This window comes from Aquimarina agarivorans, from assembly GCF_000218485.1.
Taxonomy (GTDB): Bacteria; Bacteroidota; Bacteroidia; order Flavobacteriales; family Flavobacteriaceae; genus Aquimarina; species Aquimarina agarivorans.
The window spans coordinates 120,182-142,853 of the sequence record NZ_AFPB01000089.1; the positions used below are offsets into that span (position 1 = coordinate 120,182).

The 22,672-nt window shown below is 31.6% G+C and carries 20 protein-coding genes; 11 read left to right on the forward strand and 9 right to left on the reverse strand.

Going from position 1 to position 22,672, the window contains the following annotated elements; translation table 11 throughout:
• Positions 1-13 precede the first annotated feature (13 nt).
• From GMC_RS0105160 to GMC_RS0105195, 7 genes are all read left to right on the forward strand, one after another.
• A complete protein-coding gene (locus GMC_RS0105160; RefSeq protein ID WP_010521137.1) occupies positions 14-763 on the forward strand; it encodes a Rossmann-like and DUF2520 domain-containing protein in 750 nt (249 codons plus the stop codon).
• Positions 756-1,289: a KdsC family phosphatase gene (locus tag GMC_RS0105165; RefSeq protein ID WP_010521138.1), complete on the forward strand. Its 534-nt coding sequence runs from the start codon at positions 756-758 to the stop codon at positions 1,287-1,289. Before GMC_RS0105160 ends, GMC_RS0105165 begins: the two co-directional genes overlap by 8 nt.
• Positions 1,290-1,465: 176 nt before the next feature.
• Complete coding sequence (gene recQ, locus GMC_RS0105170) at positions 1,466-3,574, forward strand: DNA helicase RecQ (protein ID WP_010521139.1); 2,109 nt, start codon at positions 1,466-1,468, stop codon at positions 3,572-3,574.
• A gap of 78 nt (positions 3,575-3,652) precedes the next feature.
• On the forward strand, positions 3,653-4,219 hold the full coding sequence (locus GMC_RS0105175) for a hypothetical protein (RefSeq protein WP_010521140.1): 567 nt from the start codon (positions 3,653-3,655) through the stop codon (positions 4,217-4,219).
• Between the two features lie 580 nt (positions 4,220-4,799).
• On the forward strand, positions 4,800-5,105 hold the full coding sequence (locus tag GMC_RS0105185) for a hypothetical protein (RefSeq protein WP_010521141.1): 306 nt from the start codon (positions 4,800-4,802) through the stop codon (positions 5,103-5,105).
• Between the two features lie 83 nt (positions 5,106-5,188).
• A complete protein-coding gene (locus GMC_RS0105190; protein ID WP_010521142.1) occupies positions 5,189-5,926 on the forward strand; it encodes an SOS response-associated peptidase in 738 nt (245 codons plus the stop codon).
• Between the two features lie 136 nt (positions 5,927-6,062).
• Entirely contained in the window at positions 6,063-7,109 is a 1,047-nt protein-coding gene (locus tag GMC_RS0105195) for an L-dopachrome tautomerase-related protein (protein WP_010521143.1), read from the forward strand.
• Positions 7,110-7,343: 234 nt separating this feature from the next.
• On the opposite strand, the gene GMC_RS0105200 is transcribed toward GMC_RS0105195, so the two are convergent.
• Positions 7,344-8,609 carry a M18 family aminopeptidase gene (locus GMC_RS0105200; RefSeq protein ID WP_010521144.1) on the reverse strand — a complete coding sequence of 422 codons (1,266 nt, stop codon included), beginning with the start codon at positions 8,607-8,609 and terminating at the stop codon, positions 7,344-7,346.
• A 167-nt stretch (positions 8,610-8,776) separates the two neighbouring features.
• Between GMC_RS0105200 and GMC_RS22955 the strand changes: the two genes are divergently transcribed.
• From GMC_RS22955 to GMC_RS0105210, 3 genes are all read left to right on the forward strand, one after another.
• Positions 8,777-9,016: an RsiV family protein gene (locus GMC_RS22955; protein WP_369073176.1), complete on the forward strand. Its 240-nt coding sequence runs from the start codon at positions 8,777-8,779 to the stop codon at positions 9,014-9,016.
• A 46-nt stretch (positions 9,017-9,062) separates the two neighbouring features.
• Positions 9,063-10,406, forward strand: coding sequence for an NADP-specific glutamate dehydrogenase (gene gdhA, locus GMC_RS0105205; RefSeq protein ID WP_010521145.1), 1,344 nt, complete (start codon positions 9,063-9,065; stop codon positions 10,404-10,406).
• A gap of 152 nt (positions 10,407-10,558) precedes the next feature.
• Positions 10,559-10,876, forward strand: coding sequence for a hypothetical protein (locus GMC_RS0105210; RefSeq protein ID WP_010521146.1), 318 nt, complete (start codon positions 10,559-10,561; stop codon positions 10,874-10,876).
• Between the two features lie 133 nt (positions 10,877-11,009).
• Here the strand turns inward: GMC_RS0105210 and GMC_RS0105215 are convergent, their stop codons facing one another.
• The 8 genes from GMC_RS0105215 to GMC_RS0105255 all read right to left on the reverse strand — a co-directional run bounded on the left by GMC_RS0105215 (position 11,010) and on the right by GMC_RS0105255 (position 20,133).
• Positions 11,010-11,477, reverse strand: coding sequence for a DUF1440 domain-containing protein (locus tag GMC_RS0105215; protein WP_010521147.1), 468 nt, complete (start codon positions 11,475-11,477; stop codon positions 11,010-11,012).
• 274 nt (positions 11,478-11,751) lie between these two features.
• Complete coding sequence (locus tag GMC_RS0105220; RefSeq protein WP_010521148.1) at positions 11,752-12,162, reverse strand: hypothetical protein; 411 nt, start codon at positions 12,160-12,162, stop codon at positions 11,752-11,754.
• A 425-nt stretch (positions 12,163-12,587) separates the two neighbouring features.
• Entirely contained in the window at positions 12,588-13,034 is a 447-nt protein-coding gene (locus GMC_RS0105230; RefSeq protein ID WP_010521149.1) for a hypothetical protein, read from the reverse strand.
• Positions 13,035-13,036: 2 nt separating this feature from the next.
• Positions 13,037-13,417 (reverse strand): helix-turn-helix domain-containing protein, encoded by a 381-nt coding sequence (locus GMC_RS20535; protein WP_010521150.1) that lies wholly within the window; start codon positions 13,415-13,417, stop codon positions 13,037-13,039.
• A gap of 10 nt (positions 13,418-13,427) precedes the next feature.
• On the reverse strand, positions 13,428-13,949 hold the full coding sequence (locus GMC_RS0105240) for a hypothetical protein (protein WP_010521151.1): 522 nt from the start codon (positions 13,947-13,949) through the stop codon (positions 13,428-13,430).
• Between the two features lie 114 nt (positions 13,950-14,063).
• Positions 14,064-15,440 (reverse strand): restriction endonuclease subunit S, encoded by a 1,377-nt coding sequence (locus GMC_RS0105245; protein ID WP_010521152.1) that lies wholly within the window; start codon positions 15,438-15,440, stop codon positions 14,064-14,066.
• Positions 15,433-17,058, reverse strand: coding sequence for an HsdM family class I SAM-dependent methyltransferase (locus tag GMC_RS0105250; RefSeq protein ID WP_010521153.1), 1,626 nt, complete (start codon positions 17,056-17,058; stop codon positions 15,433-15,435). Before GMC_RS0105250 ends, GMC_RS0105245 begins: the two co-directional genes overlap by 8 nt.
• 12 nt (positions 17,059-17,070) lie before the next feature.
• On the reverse strand, positions 17,071-20,133 hold the full coding sequence (locus tag GMC_RS0105255) for a type I restriction endonuclease subunit R (protein WP_010521154.1): 3,063 nt from the start codon (positions 20,131-20,133) through the stop codon (positions 17,071-17,073).
• 398 nt (positions 20,134-20,531) lie between these two features.
• On the opposite strand from GMC_RS0105255, the gene GMC_RS19120 reads away from it, so the two are divergent.
• On the forward strand, positions 20,532-22,556 hold the full coding sequence (locus GMC_RS19120) for a T9SS type A sorting domain-containing protein (protein ID WP_010521155.1): 2,025 nt from the start codon (positions 20,532-20,534) through the stop codon (positions 22,554-22,556).
• The last annotated feature ends 116 nt before the right edge of the window (positions 22,557-22,672 follow it).

The window sequence follows — 22,672 nt, forward strand, 5'->3', positions numbered from 1 at the left end:
TTATTTTTAACGTATGATTAAAGTTGTTATTTTGGGCGCAGGAAATTTAGCTACGCATTTATGTATTGCATTAGAAAAACACACCAAAATTTTATTATTACAAAACTTTAACAGGAAAGGTGAAAAAATTTTAAATTGTGGAGTTCCTGTAACCAATAATCCTGACGAAATTACTGATGCCGACCTGTATATTTTTGCAATCAGTGATAATGCTTTACTAGATATAAATAATAATTTTAGCCATTTGAAAGGGCTCGTTGTACATACTTCAGGTAGCACACCTATGGACGTGCTTTCTAATTTTAACAGAAAAGGAGTGTTTTACCCTGCTCAAAGTTTTAATAAACATTTACCCGTTTCTTTCGATACTATCCCGATTGCAGTAGAAGCTTCTAACAAAAGTGATCAACAAATTTTACTGAAACTTGCTCATAGTATTTCCACAACTGTGTACGTATTAAATTCCGAACAAAGAAACGCTTTACATGTTGCCGCTGTTTTTGCTAACAACTTTAGTAATTTTATGTACATTCAGGCAGAAGAAATTTGTAAGGATAGTGGTATCGATTTTACTATTTTAAAACCCCTAATAAATGAAACAATTGCCAAATTAGCCAACAATAGCCCACGTAACGTACAAACGGGACCAGCGGTTAGAAAAGACAATAAAACAATTGAAAGACATATCACAACACTTACCGATCAAAAAAAAATAAAATTATATCAACTGCTTACCACAGCGATACAAAACTATTATGAGTAAAAGTTATAAAGAATATTTGAATGAAATTACCACGTTTATGTTTGATGTGGATGGTGTATATACAGACGGATCATTATTAATTGATCATAATGGAAACCTACTACGTAGTATGAATACTAAAGATGGATATGCTACAAAAGTAGCCTTGGACAAAGGATATAACGTTTGTATTATTTCTGGAGGCAAAAATGAAGCGGTAAAAAGTAGATTTGAAGGCTTGGGCGTTAAAAGTGTTTACCTTGGTGCGGGCGATAAAATTAAGTGCTACGATGAATATTTGAAAGCTAATAACGTTAAGCCAGAACAAGTGCTATACATGGGCGATGATTTACCCGATTTACCCGTAATGAACCGTATTGGGTTACCAACTTGTCCTCAAGATGCTGTAGCCGAAGTGAAAGCTGCCTCCAAATACATTTCGCACATTAATGGTGGTAAAGGCTGTGTGCGTGATGTTATTGAACAAGTACTTAAGGTACAAGGTAAATGGCCCACGGATGACGAACGTACGATTACTAGTGCTTAATTTTAATAGGTTAAGGGTTAAGGGTTAAGGGTTAAGGGTTAAGGGTTAAGGGTTAAGGGTTAAGGCACAACAAATCTATAATCTAAGTTCGTATACTTCCTTAAATCTTTTTTAACAAATTAATCAAATCATCACCGAACAACGAACAACGAACAACGAACAACTAAACTATAAAAATGCCAGAAATAAGCGATAGCCAGCTTTATAAAAATTTAAAAGAATACTTTGGGTATAGTGAGTTCAGACAGCAACAAAAGGAAATAATAACTGCTATTTTTAAAGGAAATGACAACTTGGTAATAATGCCTACTGGAGGTGGAAAATCAATTTGCTATCAATTACCTGCTACCTTACTCAATGGACTTACTTTAGTTATTTCGCCATTAATTGCTTTAATGAAAGATCAAGTGGATGGATTGCGTGCAAATGGTATTGGTGCTGCTTTTATAAATAGCAGTCAGGCTGCAGAAGATCAACATGCTATTTTTAATGCTATTTTAACAAATGAAATTAAGTTACTTTACGTGGCTCCTGAAAGTCTATCGCAACTTGAAGGTATTTTAAATCAAACTACTTTAAGTTTGATTGCTATAGATGAGGCACATTGTATTTCAGCATGGGGACATGATTTTAGACCGGCATATACCCAGTTAGGATTTTTAAAAAATAGGTTTCCGCATACACCGATAATAGCTTTAACAGCAACGGCTGACAAAGCCACGCGCGAGGATATTTCAAAACAATTAAATTTAAATCATCCCACCTTACATTTAAGCTCTTTTGACCGCCCAAATTTAAGTTTGTCCGTAAGGCCAGGTATTGATCGCGTTAAAAAAATTCTGGAGTTTGTGGATGATCATCCCAATGACAGTGGTATTATTTACTGCTTGAGCAGAAAAACAACTGAAAACTTAGCCGAAAAGTTAGATAGTGCTGGTTTTAAGGCAAAAGCCTATCATGCTGGTTTGGGACATCACGTTAGAGAACAAGTACAAAATGAATTTATAAATGACCAATTGCAAATTGTTTGTGCTACAGTAGCATTTGGAATGGGTATTGATAAATCTAATGTCCGCTGGGTTATTCATTACAACTTGCCTAAAAATATTGAAGGTTATTATCAGGAAATTGGTCGTGCAGGAAGGGATGGTGTACCTTCAGAAACTATTCTATTTCATAGTTATGCCGATGTAGTACAATTGCAACAATTTGCCACAAAATCAGGAAATACCGAAGTACAACTAGCCAAGTTAGATCGTATGCAACAATACGCCGACGCGCTAAGCTGCCGCCGTAAAGTACTTTTGAGCTATTTTGGCGAACTCCCCGAAAAAGACTGTGGTAATTGTGACGTATGCAAACACCCTCCTACTTTTTTTGACGGCACTATTTTAGCTCAAAAAGCATTATCAACTATTGCACGTGTTAAACAAAACGAACCCCTGGCAACTATTATTGATATTTTACGTGGGGCTCAAAATGCAACTATTTTAGATAAAGGTTTTACTCAAATTTCAACTTACGGCATTGGAAATGACGTTTCTTGGAAACATTGGCAACAATATATTATTCAATTAATTAATCAGGGAGCTATTGAAATTGCTTTTCACGAAAAAAATCATTTGAAATTAACTCCCATTGCAAAAAAAATACTGTTTGAAAAGCAAACTGTTAATTTAGCTAAAATCATCGAAAAAGCTGCATTGAAAACAGCTGCTAAAAAAGAAATTAGCGTTAAAAAGAGTACTGATTTATTTGAACGTTTACGCTTGCTTCGTTTAAAATTATCAAGAGAAGAAGAAATTCCTGCCTATCAAATCTTCAGCGATGCTTCATTGAAAGAAATGGAACAAGCTAGACCAATGACGGATGATGAATTTATTCAAATTAGTGGCGTTGGAAAAAAGAAGATGCAAGACTATGGACACGACTTTATTTCTGAAATAATTGCATTTCATAAAGAAAAAAATACTTCAAAAAAAGCTAAAAAAGAACCTACATATATTACTTCTGCAAACTTATTTAAAAATGGATTAAGCATAGCTGATATTGTATTGGAACGTAAAATTGCAGAAACCACAATTCTTTCGCATTTATGCAAAGCTTATGAAATGGATAAATCAATCGCGCTAGAAAAATTAATTGACCCAGTGGACTTAAAAGCCATCGAAAAAGCAAAAACAGCATTGGAGAATCCAAATGCGCTACGCCCCTATTTTGAATATTTTAAAGAAGAAATGCCTTATAGTACCATCCGTATTGGACTTGCCATTTTAAGCAATTAATTTTTTAGGGTAAAACTTACAATAAGTGTTTTAGTTATGTCGAAACTAATTTTGATGTAAAACAAAACATGTAATAAAATGAAAAGAAAATTATTGCTTATTCTTTTTTTAGGCGCAAGCTTAATGGCTAATTCGCAAAATGTAAGTGTTGAAAATTCACAATTTGGCGTACAAGCTATTATAATTTCTATTTATGCGCAGTATGAAAAAAAACTTACTAATTTGGTTACCTTAAGGGGAGAAATTGGACTGGAACCTGGTATTACCGCTGAAAGTGACGTTGATTCAAGAAGATTGTTTTTATCCCCAGTACTAAATCTTGAATCAAGATGGTATTATAATTTAAATAAAAGACTTAAAAAATCTAAACGAATTGATCTTAATTCTGGAAATTTTGTTTCATTAAGAACGAGTTATCACCCTGGTTGGTTTGCTATTTCAAGAAGTAATATTCCAATTAATGTTATTAGCGATATTGTTATTAATCCATATTGGGGAATTAGAAGAAATTTAGGAAAAAAATTTAATTACGAAGTGGGAGCTGGTGTAGCTTTTGTTAGTAGGTTAGAAGAATTTTCGTCCAGATCAATTAAAAATAATTTTTTTATTGCTGACTTACATCTAAGAATAGGATATACGTTTTAATGATAAATACTTGTTGTGCATTTAGAAACTTAAATTTTTAAAATGTAAGTTCGAATGCTTTTGAGGCACGAAAAAGTGTATCGAGAACTATTTCTAATTCAAAATTCTTATTCTCGGTACGATTTTTCTCCATTTTATTCCAAAAAATCACTACCATTGACAGAATTTTGCTCCAAATGCACAACAGGTAATAAATATAAATTTCGTAAAACAAAAGTAACTTTTATAGGTATAACCAAAATGCCAAACCCTTACTGTTCGTAAGGGTTTTGTTATTAATTATTATAATGATGATATCAACTGTTGTACTAGTGCTTACTTTAAATTACTCAAATAAAAAAAGATAAATTTTGTTTGGACACAAAAGTAAATATGAGCCTAGCCATAGCTACAGTATTGCTTCATTTTGAACTGTTAAGCAAAAAAATCATGAAATTTTTACAATTTATCCAAAAATAGCAAAAGCGCTTTTTTAATTTTAGATTTAACTCTAATAATCGAAACCAATCTAAAAATCGACTTAATATTATAGTTTTGTTTTGACTTTAATTGAAAAATGATAAACAAAATAGCTATTAGAATGAAATTTCCTAGAATCATCAATAAATTAGATGCTCTAAAAAATTTAAAATTCACATTAAGTAAACCACTATTCTTTAACAAAAAAACGCCTGTTGATACTTATCAATCATCGCAAAACATGGTTGGTAATCAACATTTAATTGCTCTGAATTATCTGAACGATTATAATGTAAATCTAGGTTTAGATAACACAATTACTACAAATGTATTTATTATAGTTAAGAGTAATGAAAGAGTGTGTATTAAACGCAATAGAGTTTCTAAGGAATGTTCTCAAATAAATTACAATGAAAAAAAAATATAATAAAGCAACTCATTATGCTTCAGTATTTTTTTTAAAAGATTCTAAAACTATTTACAGTTAATCATTTATAACTATATAAAATTATGTGCTACCACATTAGTCAAACCAAATCTCTTTCGGAATTAGAAGAAATATATAATGTGCGCCGAAGTAATATTTTTGCCATAGGCAAACACGCAATCCATGGTTTATACTTAGATGGTTTTAAGCATCCCGAACTTGCGATATTGACCCAAGAAAAACCAAAGGAGTTGTATCCTGCAAAATGGGGATTAATTCCAAAAAATATTATTGCCGCAATGCAAAAAAAATATTATTTAAAAATTAAAGGAGATTCCCTTAATGCCAAAAGCGAAAATATATTTGACTACCCACTTTATTCAAATTCTATATATACTAAACGCTGTATTATTCCAATTACTGGGTTTATTGGACTACATCATTTGAATAATGAAATTTACCCTCATTTTATAGAAAGATATGACCAATCAACTATTTCAATTGCTGGAATTTATAGTGTTAGTGACAATACAGTTAGCTTTACAATGTTGACTAAAAATGCCAATTCTTTTATGGCGAGGATTCATAATAAAGCGCAAAGACAACTAGTTATGCTGGATGGTAGTTTTGAAAAAGATTGGCTTTCCAAAAATTTAAACGACAAACAAATTATGGAAATTATCAATAGTAATTACAATGATAATGAGCTAAAATCATATACAATCAGTAAAAAAATATTTGAACCAAAACACACCGCTAAAAATAGGGAAACAGTGCTGAAACCTGTAATTTATTCTGAATTGGAAAATCAATTATTTTAGTTTGTTCATAAAACTGTTTTAAAGTCATTTTTGCAACATAAATATAGCATTAGCTAAAATAAAATTGCAAAAAATTAAATAAAATCACAACCACCATTCACTTTTATTTCAATATTTAAGTTTTAAAAAACATATCATGAAGCTAGTTAAATCATTATCATTTCTCTTATGGATAAATTTATTAGTAACAATTCAGGCTCAAGCGCAACATATTAATAATAAGAAAAATGAAATTATTGAAGTTGCTACATTTAAGGGGCAACAAGTAACTGGTGTTAGTATATCTGCAAAAGGTAGGCTGTTTGTAAACTTTCCAAGGTGGAGAAAAGGGGTTGCCAATTCCGTAATTGAAATTACTGAGGATAAAAAACAAATTAGTTATCCCGATAAGGAGTGGAATTCTTGGGAAATTGGACTTCCAATTAAGCAGCAACAATTTGTAGCTGTTCAGTCTGTTTTAGCTCACAAAGGAAAGTTATATGTATTGGATACCCGAAACCCTAAATTTCAGAAAGTTTTGGATGCTCCCAGAGTATTTGTATTTGATTTAGAAACAAATATTCATTTGAAAACTTATATTTTCACTAACGGCAGTTACAAACAAAACTCTTACATTAACGATTTACGCGTTGATACTGCTAAAAACAAAATTTACTTTACCGATTCAGGAGTATCAGGACTTGTTGTTTTAAACATGATTTCAGGTACAAGTACACGAATTTTAGACCAGCATTATTCCACAAAAGCTGAACAAAATTACCTTACCTTCGGCACAAAAAAATGGAAAAACACTGTACATTCTGACGGTATTGCTTTAAGTAATGATAAAACAAAATTATTTTATCATGCCCTTACTGCGTATAGCTTGTATTCAATTGATACGGATCAGTTAACTACAAATCCTGAAAAAAGTGTAGTTTTTGAAACTAAAACCGCTGCTCCCGATGGTATGATTTTTGACAACAGCGGAAACTTGTATTTTGCTGATTTGGAGCATCACAAAATTCAATACAGAAAGCCTAACGGAAGCATTTGTACTTTAGCTGAAAGTGATCAAATTAAGTGGGCAGATACTTTTAGCATTTACAATGGATACCTATACTTTACAAATTCCAGAATACACGAAGTTGAAGAATCTGTAGCTAACATGACTTTTAGTTTAAATAAAATAAAATTACCCTAAAAAATTAGTGTATTTTTAGGAAGCACTGTACATGCTATACGCTTAATCGAATTAGGACATTTGATAATATTTCTAACTTTGTTCCAAAGCTTTTTCAAACTTACGTTGAAAAACTTTAACAAAATCTAAATTAAAACTTCATTTACTTTTTAAAATTTTCAATTTGGTTTTTTAAAGCAAAATAATATAAAGTTGATTTTACATTCGATTGACATTGCTAGCTTTTATTGCTTGCTACTTATAAAATTCATCAAAAAGCTTGATTATAAAACAATGATCATTTGTCCCACACATTTCTCTAATACTGTGCATTGACAACATCGGATTACCAACATCAATGGTAGGTATTCCTATTCTGGCAGCAACCATAGGTCCTATAGTAGAACCGCACCCTATATCATTCCTACTACAAAAATTCTGATATGGAATAGCTGCTTTATGACACCATTGTTTAAATTTTGCTATTGAAAATGCATCTGTAGCATAACGCATATTTGCATTACTTTTTATTACTGGACCCGCTCCTATACGTGGTTTATGGCTAGTATCATGTTTATCTGAATAACTAGGATGTATGGCATGCGCCATATCTGCCGATATAAAAAATGAACGAGCAATAGCTTGATAAAAACCTTCGTCATTAGTTGCTAAAAAATGGTGAATACGTTTTAAAGTACCCTCTAAAAAATTTGATCCTGCTCCGTTTTGAGAGGTGGAACCAATTTCTTCATGCTGAAAATAAACAGCCATTTGAATTTCATTAGCAGGAATATCTGAATTCATTATGGCTTCAAAAGAAGCATGCACACTTGCCAAATTATCTAATCTAGGGGCATAAATAAATTCATCATAAAAACCTCCAAAACTAGATTTTTCTGCATCAAATAGAAATAAATCCCAGCTTAAAATTATTCCCTCAATATCCGCTGCTTCTTTCAACCAATCTTCAAAATTAATTGCTCCTCCAAGTCCAATTATTGGAAACATATGTTCTTGTGGATTTGGTGTAAACCCTTGTTTGTTTACGTCCCTATCTAAGTGAATAGCCAATCGTGGTATCCGTAATTTTTTGGTTACTGTAACAATATGCTGTTTTAATACACCTGCTTTATCTTCAACAACTACATTCCCTCCAAAATAAAGGTCTTTATCAAACCAACTACTAAGTAATACTCCACCATAAACTTCAATATTTAGTAAATGATATCCCTCCTTGGTAGCAATTGGATTGTTTTTAATTTTTAAACAAGGGGAATCAGTATGTGCACCTATTATTTTATATGAATAGTCTTTGGTCCACTGTTTTGGGGTTTTAAATATAATAATGGAACCATTTGCTCTAGTTACAAAATACTTTTTTGCTTCAGTTAAAAGCCATGCATCTTGCTCATTAAGTTCTTGGTAATTTTGTGCTAACAGTTCTTTTTTAAGATGATCAACTACATGAAATGAAGTTGGATTAGCATCAATAAAATTTAACAGGTTTTTAGTGTAAGACATTAAGGTATTTTTAGAATCCTAAATATACTTAATTCGTCCAAGTTGCCTATCGTTTCCAAGCCATTTATTACTACAAATATGTACCTCTTGAATTAATTCCTTACTTACCAAAAGATAGTTAATACTGGTTTTGGTTTTGAATTACTCAAATATAAATTTGGTCTTTTCTGTTTGGACGTGAAAGAAAATATAAGCATAACCTCTACTGGAGTAACTACTTTTGTTGGTCTTTATCAGAAGATAATTTTATCAAGAATAAGGACAATTTTACAATTAGTGATAGCGCCGTAAAATTTTATTTTAATGAATGTACTATATGTCCTCAATTTACAGGAGAATATGCTATTGAAATTCCTTTAGCTGAAATAAAAACCTTTATCTTGTATAAGAACATTCTTAAAAGTTAAGCTGTTGTTCTTTTTTAACCAACAAACGATATTAAAATTTTAAAATATGAAACTGAAAATAGAAACATTCATGCAAGAGGTTAGAGCAAGAAATTCGCACGAACCTGAATTTTTACAGGCCGTGCAAGAAGTTGCCGAAACCGTAATACCATACATAGCATCTAAAGAAATCTATAATGGGAAAAATATTTTGCTAAGAATGGTGGAACCCGAAAGAGCCATTTCATTCAGAGTCCCTTGGATTAATGATTCGGGTGAAATTTGTGTGAATCGTGGCTATCGTATTCAAATGAATTCGGCTATTGGTCCTTATAAAGGAGGGTTGCGTTTCCATCCTTCGGTAAACATGAGTATTTTGAAATTTCTTGCTTTTGAACAAGTATTTAAAAATAGCCTAACTACCCTACCTATGGGCGGTGGTAAAGGCGGGGCGGATTTTGACCCCAAAGGGAAATCAGATGGTGAAATTATGAGATTTTGCCACAGTTTTATGGGGGAACTGTGCAGACATATAGGTCCTAATACCGATGTTCCAGCTGGCGATATTGGTGTTGGCAGTAGAGAAATAGGTTTTTTATTTGGCATGTACAGAAAAATAAGAAATGAATTTACAGGTGTGCTTACCGGTAAAGGTTTAAGTTGGGGAGGTTCAGTTATTAGGCCTGAAGCCACCGGATATGGTACCGTTTATTTTGCTTCGAACATGCTAGCTACCAAAAAAGATACCATAAAAGGAAAAATTATTTCCATTTCTGGTTCGGGTAATGTAGCGCAGTATGCTGCTGAAAAAGCCAATCAGCTTGGCGCAAAAGTAGTAACACTTTCCGATTCATCAGGATTCATTTATGATAGTGATGGAATTGATTCGGATAAACTAGCATTTGTTATGAAATTGAAAAACGAGGAACGCGGAAGGATTGATGCCTACATAAAAGCTTATCCAAACGCTACATTCCATGCCAACGAAACACCTTGGAATATTCCCTGCGATATTGCGTTACCTTGTGCTACACAAAATGAATTAGATGATGTAGCTGCCGAAAATTTATTAAAAAATGGATGTATTTGCGTTTGTGAAGGGGCTAATATGCCTACAACACCTAAAGCAATTGCTCTTTTCCATAAAGCTGAAATTTTATTTGCCCCAGGGAAAGCTTCAAATGCAGGCGGTGTAGCCACATCTGGTTTAGAAATGACTCAAAATTCTTTACGTTACCACTGGTCTCGCAAAGAGGTTGATGAAAAATTACAAGAGATCATGGAAAATATTCATTCCGCATGCATCACTTACGGAACTAATGAAAATGGCTACGTAGATTATGTAAAAGGAGCTAATATTGCTGGCTTTGTCAAGGTAGCCGATGCTATGATTGCCCAAGGTGTTGTATAAATTTTGTAAATGAACACCTAAATTTTGATTTTTAACAGATCAACTCAATAGTTAATTAACTAACGTAATAAACTAAAATTTTTAATGTAAACACTCATTTATCACAAGTTTATACTGGGACTTATGTCCTACTAAACATAAAAAATTAAATTATGGAATTATTAAAAAACAAACCATTAAGGGAAGTAGCAAAATCTTTATTAAAAATAGGTTATGATGCACGTTTTATGTTAGAAAAAAATATGTTATTCAATCCGTCATCCAACAAAAAATACAGTGATACCGATTGTATTTTAATGGCATATAATACCTACGATAAAAAAGAGTGCCCAAATAATGTGGATTGTATTCTGTATTTAATTAAATGCATTGATGGTACTAAAGGTAGCTTGCTTTTCAGCAAAAAAAAGCATTCTAATACCCAACACGAAAATTTTATGCAACAACTACTTATGGATTTTAAAGCTTAGTATATTTAGGTAATTAAAAGTTTTAAACACTATTTAATTACCTAAATATTCAATGGCTTTTAAGAGCAAAATAAAAGGAAATTGGAACAACTACTTATCTAATAAGTTTACCTAACGGCAAAAGTTAAATATATTAATCGATAGCTTTTCTAACAATTTTTCTGATTATTTCAGTAGTTACTCCAAAAGCAATATGACCAATAAACTCATTAGCTACATAACTTTTTTTATTTCTGTTAGGCCAGGGTTCCGTTTTTAATGCGGGTAAAATGCTAGCGTGTGTTGTTCCATATAAGGATGTTCCCATAGTAGTTCCCATACCTTTAGTAACCTTTGGATCTTTTTCTGCAGCTATACCATAAAGGGCTCCTATAGTGATCCCAAATATCCAATGAATCTTTTTTTCGGCTGGTTTTTTTTCTGAAGCTTTTAAGCCTGTATTTGTTTTGATTTTGGTTATCCGATCTGCAATTATTACTGGTGGTGAATCTGTATCCGTTGATCTAACAGGGAGCACCTCTTCCAACGAAGATTTTAATTTTGTTGCTACAATACTTCCAATAATTCCCGCAAAGGCACCTTTTATTAAATTCTTTTTCATAATACTATCTTTAACATAAAGTTAGTGTTAGCATTTAGTACTATTGAATTCAATCCCAATAATATTGGACTGTTTAGCTATTGAATGATTTTATAATTTTAAGGAAATTGTTACAATTGACAATGGTCAGTTTAAAAATCGTAAGGCAGATGTGAGTTATTACATTTTAGCTCAATACAAATTAAGGTATGCTATTTTACTGATGTTTTTCATTAAAATCACCAAATTTATATATCTAAATTGAACCCGCTTAAATCTATTGAACGATTGCTGACTATGAGTAGTTTTTTTGAATATAATGTGTCAATGCCTTTTTAAAATCGTGTCTCTTTAAAGAAAAAGTTTTAGAATTTTTATCTAAATAGTCAGCAATTACAATGCCTTTTTTAGCTAAATTTAGTTTCAGATTTTTATGAGATTTTGTGATTATAACATGTATTAATTCCAATAATTGCTCAAGATTTTGTTCATCAAAAAATTTTATTTTTTCTATAAATTCAACTTCACTCATCTCGGAAATCTCTTTTAAAGTCAAATTGATAGTCCTTTTTAGATCTGATTCTATAGTTGTTAACTCATTTTCAAGATTTTTGGGTTCGATTTTTACAATAAGGCCTATAAGTTTTTGAAAAACTAATGTCAATTTTTGAATTTCTCTCTTTATAAAGTCTTTTTCTTCTTGCATTTTAGAATTTTTATTAAGCTTTTGTGTTAATTACATTTCATTTTAGTTGATGTCATTTTTTTGATCCAGCCATAATGATGCAATATTTAAATTAGTAAAATACTCGATTTTATTGAACTTTCAATACTCATAACGAAGTTCTCAGTTTTTTGAGTAGTGACGTGTAAGCTAACCCTCTAGTATTAAATCGTAAAAAAATGGGAAATAAATTATCTGATTTAAAAGATACCTCTTATAACAGAAATGTCAATGTTACAGTTATTGGATTTTATAATGATAAATAAGCCCTATCATGTTAAAAAACAAATATTTAACCGTTTTTGATAAGCATATTTGCTATTTGCTTATGCATACAAATATCGCCTTGTCTCATCGTGTAATTTGATAAATAAGTACTCCATACACATGAATCCGTGGAATTTATACTAACGTTCCTGTACTTGTTTTGCAATAGGCTTTCCTAATAAATTTATAGGATCAACTATAGGCAAAACAATTCCCGCTAAATTTGTTTTGGATAATTTTTCTAAAACAACACCCCTTGCAGTAGAATAAGCAATACTTGTTAGTGTTATGATTAATAGCCCTTCAAACTTAGGTTTATTATCCTCATTTAAAGAATAATAAGTATTCATTTCATCGATTTTAAAATGGGAATCAATTAAAAATACCGCTTCTCCTTTATTTTTATGAGCTTCGGCATTAATTCTAATTTTTAAACCAATTTTTATTAGACCTTCTTTTAAATTATGTTGTACGTGGTGTCCAATATCAATTTTGAAATTAGTTTTGGTTGGTTTTTCAAAATCCTTAAACAATATTGTTTGGGTATCTACATGTAGTAAATGAATATGATTTGTGTTAACTTTCATAATTAACTTGCTGTAGAATAATCCGTATCTTCATAACTTATAGCCTTATTTCTAACTTCATTGGCACCACCAGGTACGGTTCCAAAATATACATTTACATATTCTTTTACTGGCTCAGGGTTTATAAGATCAATACCCAATGCCACCTCCATTTTTGTAATGCTCTTTAAGGTTAGGTTATGCAAGCCTGAAAGCCACTTGGAAACTTCAGAAGGTGTTTTACCAAGCATTACAGCAAACTCTCCCTTTTTAATGTTACGTTCTTTTAAAATAGAAACTACTTTTTCAGTAATGGCTAAATTACGTTCTATGAATTTATCTATTGCTGGATTAGGGTTTGTTTCTAGCCAATTTTCTAATATATTTTCTTCAGGAAATTTCATTTTTTTCGATTTAGTAATTTAATTCAAAATCTTCATCACAATCTAATAAAGTATAATCACTATTCCAGTAGATATCTTTTTCTTTTAAGGCTATATGTATTGCCTTACTTAATTTATTTGCTAGCTCAAAATGTGGTTTTACCTGTTCACAATCTTGTGCTTTTAAAGTTGTTTTAACTGCTCCGCTAAACAAAAACACTACATGTTCGTTAACTTTTAAACAATATAACCTTAAGTTGTTCTTTTTTCCTTTTTCTATAAAGTAAGGTGCTATATGCGCATTAACGGGTGGTAATGCATGTGTTTCGGCTATGCAAGATTCATTCCTGAAAAAACGGTCTTGTGCTCCATACTTTTTACCTATTTCACTTATCCACTTTAATATATGACGCAGTTTATTTTTTGATTTGCTGTTTTCATGATTTTTTACAAATTGGTTATAAAGCGTTTCCCCTTCTCCATCTAGGTTAACGGAATAATAAGCTACATACTTATATTTAAATAACGGTACTATTTGTGCAAAATTATTCACTTATAAGTTAATTTACAAATTATTTTCACTTAAAAGTGAATTTTTAATGATTTTTGATTGTTTTAAGAGTAGACTTTAATGTCTTTTTTAAAGGTATAAACTGTTTAGCATAAGCTAACCCTTAACTTTATATTTAGCCTCAGGCTCAGCAACCATACCCAATTGCTCCTCCGATTCTTTTAGATTCTGATCTACATCAGAATGCGTTACACGCACCTGTCCATTCATTAACATAGGTAATAACCAATCTCTGAGTTCTGCTAGCTTTTGGTTTTGTTTTAAATTAGTTTGGATTTTTGCTTGAATAGGATTTATTTTTTTATAAAACATTTCCATATTTTTTATTGGTGGTATTACACTTTTATGATTTGTTACAAAGGATTCAAACAACAAATTTTTTATACCACTAGTCTTTCCCTCCCAGCCAAATAAAACTCCTGCATCATATAATCTTTTCCACTCATATGCAAAATTAAAAAATGACTTTTCCTCTTTTAAAGTAACTGCTTTACAAAAGTTGGAGCAAATTAAAGGATTTTCAAAACGCTCTAAGGTTTCCTTTATAATAAAAGACATTCTTCCCGTAGATTGAGTTGGACTTCCTCCAGAAATTTCAATTATAAAATCTCCAACTTCTAATATTTTATGATTGTTTTTCTCTAAAATGAAACGTGTTGGACTTTTTACTTCCCCTTTACCATTTAATCCATTTAAATCTGCACCACGAATACAAGAAACTTTATTTATGTAATTACCTTGTAATTTTTCTTTTCCCCAATCACCACTTTTGTCATTTTTTATCCATGATGACAAAGAATCCACCTCCCACCCTTCAGGAATCTCTCTTTTCAACTCTTTATTAAAAACCATTTTACCACCCGATGATTTATAAGGTTTTCCGTTTTCATCAGGGAAATCGAACTGCACAAACCAATAATCGTAGAGTGTTTTTTCCATGGCTTCCAACTCTTGGTTTATTTTGTTGTTGACTTCTATTTTAGCATCTAAATCGGAAAGGACTTTGGCTATTTTTTTTTGGATTGATAAATTAGGTATTTGAATTTCAAAATTTTTTATATCATTAGAGTTTAAATTTTTTCTAACCCCAGAGGATAAATTTCTTAAATTAGAATAATGTGTTTTCAAATTATAATAAACATATTCAAAATCAGCTTTATTTTTATCAATTTCAATATTACAACAAGCTTGATTCGTTGTTGTTTCATTTTTCAATATAGAAACACTTCCTCTTGTTTTACCTTCGCCATACATGGCAATACTCAATGTATTAGCTGGGTTTAATTTTATAGAAGTATTTTCTAAAGCGTACTTAGTAATTTTTTCGATAGAATTATAAACATACTTTTTTCCTAACTGTTCTGTTTTAACCCAAGAAATATCTCCATCATCCCAAAATTTATTATTTGATCTTAATGGAGTTAATCCGCTACTTATCTTAATTGAAATACTCTTAAGAGACCTATTATTCATATTTAAGCATTTTCAAATTCTCTTGAATCTCCTTTTCTAAACTTTTAGATTCAGCAAACAAATTTTCTAAATTACTTTCAAACCCCTTCATTTTAGTAGCAAACTCTTCAGCGGTAATATCTACATATTCAATTTTTACTTCAAAATATTGGCCTGCGCTTAGGCTGTAATTTTTTGCTTTAATATCATCATAAGAAACGACCACCGAAAAATCATCTTCCGCCTCTTTATTATTGAATACACTAATTATGTGTTCTTCTTCCGTTTCGGTGAGTACCGTTTTTTGGTTTTTACCTTCTTTAATGGTTTCTCCTAAATTAGAAGCATCAATTAGTACTACATCTCCTTTATTACTTTTATCTAAAAATAAAATAGACACGTTAGTACCTGTAGTGGCAAAAATATTACTCGGCATACTTACTACACCTGCTAACATTTTACTTTCTACCATTTTTTGGCGTATTTTTTTATCTATACCACTCTGTGCGGTTATAAACCCTGTAGGTACCACAATGGCTGCTTTGCCATTTTTATCTTCTAAAGAGTGCATTATATGCTGTAAAAACAACAAATAAATTGCCATGGACTCTTTTTTCTTTTTTGGTATTTTTGGAATACCTGCAAAAAAGCGTTCTTGATTTTCTTTACTATCTAAATCTTCGCTATAATCCGAAAAATCTAATTTAAACGGTGGGTTCGATACTATGTAATCGAACTTTTGGAGTGCTCCGCTCTTTTCTTTGTGAAAAGGCTCTAATATGGTATTTCCTTTTACAATATTGGGTATGGAATGTACCAGATTATTCAGCACCAAGTTTAAACGCAATAAATTGGACGATTTTTGAGAAATATCCTGCGAATAAATACTGCATTTTTCTTCGCCAATTTGGTGGGCTAAATTCATTAGCAAAGTTCCAGAACCTGCTGAAGGATCGTAACAAGAGGCATTAGTGACTTCGCCCTTTACTAAACAACGTGCCATGATTTTGGCTACCGCATGCGGTGTAAAATACTCTGCATATTTACCACCACTATTGGTATTGTAATCCTTAATTAAGTATTCAAAAATACCGGCATAAAAATCGAATTTTTCGCTAAAAATATGTTCAAAACTGAATGCTGTAAGCTTGTTAATGATGGCTCTGCAAAATCCATCGCGATCGTCAGTTACGTATTTACTTAAATTTTCGAACAATACAATTTTTTCGCCACCATTAGTAATTACTGAAAATATGGAGCTGTTGGCTTCCGCTATTCCTAATAAAGTATTATCAAAAAGTTCTGCAAATTTAGGATCGTTCTGCTTTTGGTGTAAACTGGTTATAAATTGCGCTGGTTTTAGTACTGCCGTACTTTCATTTAATTGAAAAGTGAGCATTTCAAAATCCTCATCACTATAACTTCTTAGTTTAGCTTCCCAATCTTTGGCGTTAGCAATTTCTGTATCTATTTGTTTTACTTCGTATACAAACTTGTCATTTAAAAATTTGTATAAAAATACCTGAGTAATAATTTTAAATTCATTTCCATCATTTCCCAAACCATAATTAGCACAAACACTTTTAAGATCATCTATCAGTGTTTTTGTTTGTGTTTCAAAGGCAACTGCTGTGGTCATATTCTATTTCTATTAAGCTACGGTGCCGTAGTATTCGTTCATGTATTCTTTAACTATTAGATTTTGTATGCGTTTGGATGCAGCTACATCTAGGGGAATCTGCTGTTTTTGTTTAAACTCAGTGACCACTAAACGCATCATTAATTTTTCTACATAATTTTCATTTTCTAATAGTTTGGTATTTTGCAATAGTTCTTTGTCTATGGCTTTTTTTAGGCCACTTAAGGCTTCAAATAATTTAAGTTCACTATCGGTAAGCGGATTTTTTTCAGATAAACGTTTGTGTAAACGGGTGTACTTTTCATCGTTATCGTATTTGGCTTTTAATAGCTGATCTTTACGGTCTAATTCTTTTGCTTTATCATAAATGGCATTTAAAGCATCAATATTAGTTTCCATTTCTTCTTTTGACACCTCACTTAAGTTTTTCTTCTTAAATAAACGTTCCAACTCTTCGCGTAAAGTAATAAATTCTGGTGATTGTTGGTCAAAATTGCCACCCAAAGCTTCTCTTGTTTTTTGAAGCGTATTTTTTAATTGATCTGCCAAAACCATTTCTTCTTCCTTTACCTTAGTGAAGGCAAAAAGTACATCTTCCAAAGCAATGTTTAATAAGTTACTGGTATCTACATTGTTTTCTAAAGCCTCTTTGGTATTAATCATAGCTAAACGATTATTAGCTTCACGCGATAGCACGGTTAACTTTTTAAAGTCGAGTTTTTCTAATAATTCATAGTTACCTGAAAGACGGATTAAATTGTATAAACTCTTTGCATTATTTAATGCTTTTACAATTTCTAAAAGTTGCTTTTTATCAGAAATTTGATTGATTTGCTGAGAAAATAACTCTGCATTCTGCGTATCGAAATGAAACAAAACTTCCTTAATTTGTTGTACTTCTTGGTTTATTTCATCATCGGTTTTAAACAATGCCGAATAATGTTCTAACTCATCACCCAATTCCGATTGTAGTTCTTTAAAATAATCTTGATTGGTTTTTTCGAATTCTTTTTGAATATCTGCAAAATCGACCACATATCCGTATTTGAAATCTTTATAAGTACGATTCACACGGGTTAGTGCTTGTAATAAATTATGTGCTTTAATTACGCGACCTATGTATAATTTTTTAAGCCTTTTAGCATCAAAACCAGTAAGCAGCATATTGAATACAAAAAGGATATCTATTTTCCCTGCCTTAAATTTTTCTACCCAATCTTTACGTAATGTTTTATCGCCAACGTCATGTAAAATGACTTCAGAGCGTTTTACTTTTCGTTCATTTAACTTTTTGTCTCCATAAGTTAGAGGCGCTTCTGCAGCCATGAATAATGCTTGAGGTTCCGCATATTTTGCAGTAAATATCTCTTGCATTTTTTTAGCCTGATCTGCAGAATCACAAATGACCATAGCTCCAATACTATTATCATTCATGGTTACACGGGCTTTTTCAAAATCAGCTACTATATAATCGAGCATAGGCTCTACAAACTTTTCGTGTGCATACACAATTTTTCTGTCTGCATTGCCTTTTAGTATTTCTATTTCTTCCAGAGCCTTTTGAAGCGTTAGCTTGTAACTGGTTTCAATTTCTTCTCTAATTAAGCGCAGTGTATAACCATCTTTAATCGAAGAATTATAATAATACTTATGAATGTAACTACCAAATAGTGTTTTAGAGTTGTATTCTTCCCCCAACAAAGGCGTCCCTGTTAAGCCAATTTTTACCGCGTTTTTATCAGCTTGTTCCAAATTAGCCAAAAAACTCCCTTTTGGATTATAGCTTCGGTGTACTTCGTCTAAAAAGAATACACGCTGAAGGCTTAGATTATAATCAGTGTTTTTAATAACATCAGGATCATCCTTAAACTTTTGGATATTGACTATGGTAATTTCAGCTTTTCCAGAGTTATTATGTATGGCTTGGGTAGATTTTATTTCTCTAGAAAATTCGTCACGAGAATTAATTTTATGAACCACTAAGCCTCTTGCTTTAAACTCTCTGCCTGCTTGAATAAGTAAATCCAATCGATCTACAATAAAGTAGAATTTTGGAATGATTCCTTTTTTACGGTAATAATGCGTTAAGTGTTTTACATTAAAATAAGTTAACGCTGTTTTACCACTACCTTGGGTATGCCAAATAATTCCTTTCTTTATATTATTCTCTAGCTTATCCTCAATAGCCTTGGTTGCAAATAATTGAGGATAACGCATAATATGCTTTTGCAAACCTTCGGTTTCCTTTACATAGGCAATGGCAAATTCTAACAGAAATGCTAAACGTTCCTTTTGAAAAAGAGAAGTACAAATTCTATTTGTAGGTGAGTTTAGACTTTTGTTAGTTGAAAATTCTGGCGCATTTTTAATGCTTAACAAGTTGTTGTCTTTAAGTACCTTATTTTCTGTTTCATCTGAAACAGAAGTAAGCAGCGTTGCTAAGTCAAATTCATTTTCTTCTCTAAAGTAATTGAATATAGGTTTGAAATAAGAGGTAGCGCTGTAAAAAGCACCTTGTAAAGGTTCAGTAGCCATGTCATCGTATTCCATGTTATTAGAAAAAACCATCAATTGTGTTATGTTGATGAATTTTCTAAACTTTTTATTTTGAAAACGAGTGGTCATTCTCTTGTGTTCCGCTCTAATTCCTTGTAAATTATTTGGCTTTTTAACCTCAATAAAAACTAATGGCAGTCCGTTGATCAGTAAAATAATATCAGGTCTAAAGTTGTCATCATCCTTTTCATAAGGTAACTCTGTAACTACATTGAAAGAATTATTATCGAAGTTTTCGAAATCGATCAAACGAACTCCAGATCTATCAATTAATCTTTTATAGAATGCCTTACCTAAATCTTCATTTTCTAGAGCCAATGAAATTTCGGCATATTCGCGTTCTATTTCAGCATCTGATAATTGAGGATTTAATTTAGATAATTGAGACTTAAAAATATTAATAAAAATATTCGTATTAGTGTCCCAAACTTGACTTTTAAGTGATAAATAAGTGTAACCCAACTTTATTAAATGTAATACTGTGGGTATTTTAACTCTAGAATCCTCGTTAAAAGCCATAAAAAGTTCGTTGATTAGGTTACTAATATAACTTTAATGAACTGTACGAAACAAACTTTAAGCTTGTAATTTTATATAAATATAGAATTGAATGATTGTATACGTATATAATCGTACAATGTTAATAATGAATATAAAAGACTATTATGATAATTCAAAATTTGAAAAAAATAGGAGTAGCTTTATTAGGTGTTGTCATTTCTATTTTTACAATTTTAGAAATACTTACATTTCCCACTAAAAACACTCCGATAAAAATTTAATACCCTCCCCTAAGCTCTTTACTTTACGCTCAATTAATATTAAGTTACGCATGCATAACATAGTAATGCATTTAAGTTTAAAGTAACTTAAAATGCTTCATGAATACCTCAATTACATTTACAAAAAAAAACATAATGAAAGCTTATTATCTATCATTTATTGTATCTGTTATACTTTCTATTACACAAATACAATCCCAACAGATTAATTATCAAAGATCTAATTCAAAGTCGCAAGAACAAAATAATGAACTACCATTTAACCCAACCTTAAAACCATTTTACCATGGCGTAGCTTCAGGAGATCCTTTGGAAGACAAAGTCATTATTTGGACTCGTGTGACACCAGATGAAGATGCTACTATAAATGTAACCTGGAAAATCGCTACAGATCCTGACTTAACTAATATCATAAATTCAGGTATAACAAGTACTTCAGCCAATAAAGACTACACGGTAAAAGTTGATGTTACAGGACTAAATCCTTCAACTACATATTATTATTCTTTTAATGCTTTAGGAAAAGAATCTATAACAGGAAGAACCCGAACTACACCAACAGATAGTGTAAATCATTTACGTTTTGCTGTGGTATCTTGTTCTAATTACCAAGCTGGATATTTTAATGCTTACAGGAAAATTGCTGAACGTAAAGACCTTGATGCTGTTATCCATTTAGGAGATTATATTTATGAATACGGTGCAGGAGAGGACACCTACGGATATGATGAAAGCAGGGCTGACAGAGCTAATATTCCTGAAACTGAAATATTGAATTTAGCAGATTACAGAATGCGTTATTCACTATATCGCCTAGACCCTGATTTATTAGCTGTTCACCAACAAAACCCTTTTATTGCCATTTGGGACGACCATGAAAGTGCTAATGACTCATACACGAATGGGGCTGAAAATCATGGAGAAGATGGTAAAGATGAAGGAGATTGGAATTCTAGAAAATCTATTTCCAAGCAAGTCTATTTTGAATGGATGCCAATTAGAGATGAAGAAAACTTTAAAATAAACAGAACTATTCAATATGGAAATTTGGCAGATATTATTAATATTGATACACGTCTAGAAGGACGAGACGAACAAATATTTGATGTTACAAACCCTGCGTTATACGCTTCAGACAGGACCTTACTAGGCGTACCTCAACGTAATTGGATGTTTAATGAATTGAGTGAGTCTACAGCTAAATGGAAAGTACTTGCAAATCAAGTAATTTTTTCGGAATTTAATATTGGATGGGCTGCACAGGGTGACCAAACACCTCAAGAAGTAGAAAGTATTTTCTTAGATATTTGGGATGGTTATCCTGCAGAAAGAGATTTGGTTATTGATTATATTGAAAATAACAATATTGATAATACCGTCATATTAACAGGAGATTTCCATAGCACATTTGCTTTCGATGTTTCTAAACGCCCATCTGTTTTTAGTCCTGGAGCCCCCTCTAGTATCACTTACGACCCTGAAACAGGTAGCGGATCTGTAGCTGTAGAGTTTGCAACACCAAGTATAACATCAGCTAATTTTGATGAAAATATAGGCGTAGCTGCAAGTGCTGGTGCCGAATTTCAAATTAATAAACCCTTACCAATTACAGGAAATCCAAACCCTAATCCTCATTTAAAGTATGCCGATTTAGACCAGCATGGATATATGATTTTAGATTTAACAACTGAAAAAGTACAAGCTGATTGGTTTTTTACTAATATTTTTGATCAATCTAATAATATTGAAACTGCTGGAGAAAGTTGGTTTTCCAACGATAAAGATAATCATCTTCAAAAAGCATCTTCCATAAGTGCTAACAAATCTATACAGCCAGAATTAGCTCCGATGCCAACAAATGTTTTATCCGTCGACTCATTTGAAAATGAAAATTCTTTAGCTATTTTCGAATTCTATCCAAATCCCTTAAATCCAAACAAAGAAGAACTTGCTATTCAATTTGGTTTAGCTCTTGGCTCTAGTATCAATATAGATCTTAAAGACCTTGACGGAAGTATTGTTAAAAGGTTGTATTCGAATTATAACAGTGCAGGAATTTACAAAAACAGCTTTGATTTAAGCTTCCTTTCTTCAGGTGTTTATTTTATTACTATAAACACCAATACCTCTTATGCTACAAAAAAATTAATAATTAACTAAAGATTATAAAACCACCTTAACAGGTTGTTTAAACACAAAAATATTTGAACAAAAATAAATAATCGATTGACAAGCCTATTCTCAATCGATTATTTATTTTTCTATCTTCCTCTTTT

What these genes read in the sequence shown, in the direction of transcription:
- GMC_RS0105195 (WP_010521143.1), top strand. Translation starts at nt 6,063, where the DNA reads ATGAAGCTAGTTAAATCATTATCATTTCTCTTATGGATAAATTTATTA.
- gdhA (WP_010521145.1), top strand. Translation starts at nt 9,063, where the DNA reads ATGAAACTGAAAATAGAAACATTCATGCAAGAGGTTAGAGCAAGAAAT.
- GMC_RS0105210 (WP_010521146.1), top strand. Translation starts at nt 10,559, where the DNA reads ATGGAATTATTAAAAAACAAACCATTAAGGGAAGTAGCAAAATCTTTA.
- GMC_RS0105165 (WP_010521138.1), top strand. Translation starts at nt 756, where the DNA reads ATGAGTAAAAGTTATAAAGAATATTTGAATGAAATTACCACGTTTATG.
- GMC_RS0105220 (WP_010521148.1), bottom strand. Translation starts at nt 12,162, where the DNA reads ATGCAAGAAGAAAAAGACTTTATAAAGAGAGAAATTCAAAAATTGACA.
- GMC_RS0105230 (WP_010521149.1), bottom strand. Translation starts at nt 13,034, where the DNA reads ATGAAAGTTAACACAAATCATATTCATTTACTACATGTAGATACCCAA.
- GMC_RS0105255 (WP_010521154.1), bottom strand. Translation starts at nt 20,133, where the DNA reads ATGGCTTTTAACGAGGATTCTAGAGTTAAAATACCCACAGTATTACAT.
- GMC_RS0105185 (WP_010521141.1), top strand. Translation starts at nt 4,800, where the DNA reads ATGAAATTTCCTAGAATCATCAATAAATTAGATGCTCTAAAAAATTTA.
- GMC_RS20535 (WP_010521150.1), bottom strand. Translation starts at nt 13,417, where the DNA reads ATGAAATTTCCTGAAGAAAATATATTAGAAAATTGGCTAGAAACAAAC.
- GMC_RS0105250 (WP_010521153.1), bottom strand. Translation starts at nt 17,058, where the DNA reads ATGACCACAGCAGTTGCCTTTGAAACACAAACAAAAACACTGATAGAT.
- GMC_RS0105215 (WP_010521147.1), bottom strand. Translation starts at nt 11,477, where the DNA reads ATGAAAAAGAATTTAATAAAAGGTGCCTTTGCGGGAATTATTGGAAGT.
- GMC_RS0105175 (WP_010521140.1), top strand. Translation starts at nt 3,653, where the DNA reads ATGAAAAGAAAATTATTGCTTATTCTTTTTTTAGGCGCAAGCTTAATG.
- GMC_RS0105245 (WP_010521152.1), bottom strand. Translation starts at nt 15,440, where the DNA reads ATGAATAATAGGTCTCTTAAGAGTATTTCAATTAAGATAAGTAGCGGA.
- GMC_RS0105200 (WP_010521144.1), bottom strand. Translation starts at nt 8,609, where the DNA reads ATGTCTTACACTAAAAACCTGTTAAATTTTATTGATGCTAATCCAACT.
- recQ (WP_010521139.1), top strand. Translation starts at nt 1,466, where the DNA reads ATGCCAGAAATAAGCGATAGCCAGCTTTATAAAAATTTAAAAGAATAC.
- GMC_RS0105160 (WP_010521137.1), top strand. Translation starts at nt 14, where the DNA reads ATGATTAAAGTTGTTATTTTGGGCGCAGGAAATTTAGCTACGCATTTA.
- GMC_RS19120 (WP_010521155.1), top strand. Translation starts at nt 20,532, where the DNA reads ATGAAAGCTTATTATCTATCATTTATTGTATCTGTTATACTTTCTATT.
- GMC_RS0105190 (WP_010521142.1), top strand. Translation starts at nt 5,189, where the DNA reads ATGTGCTACCACATTAGTCAAACCAAATCTCTTTCGGAATTAGAAGAA.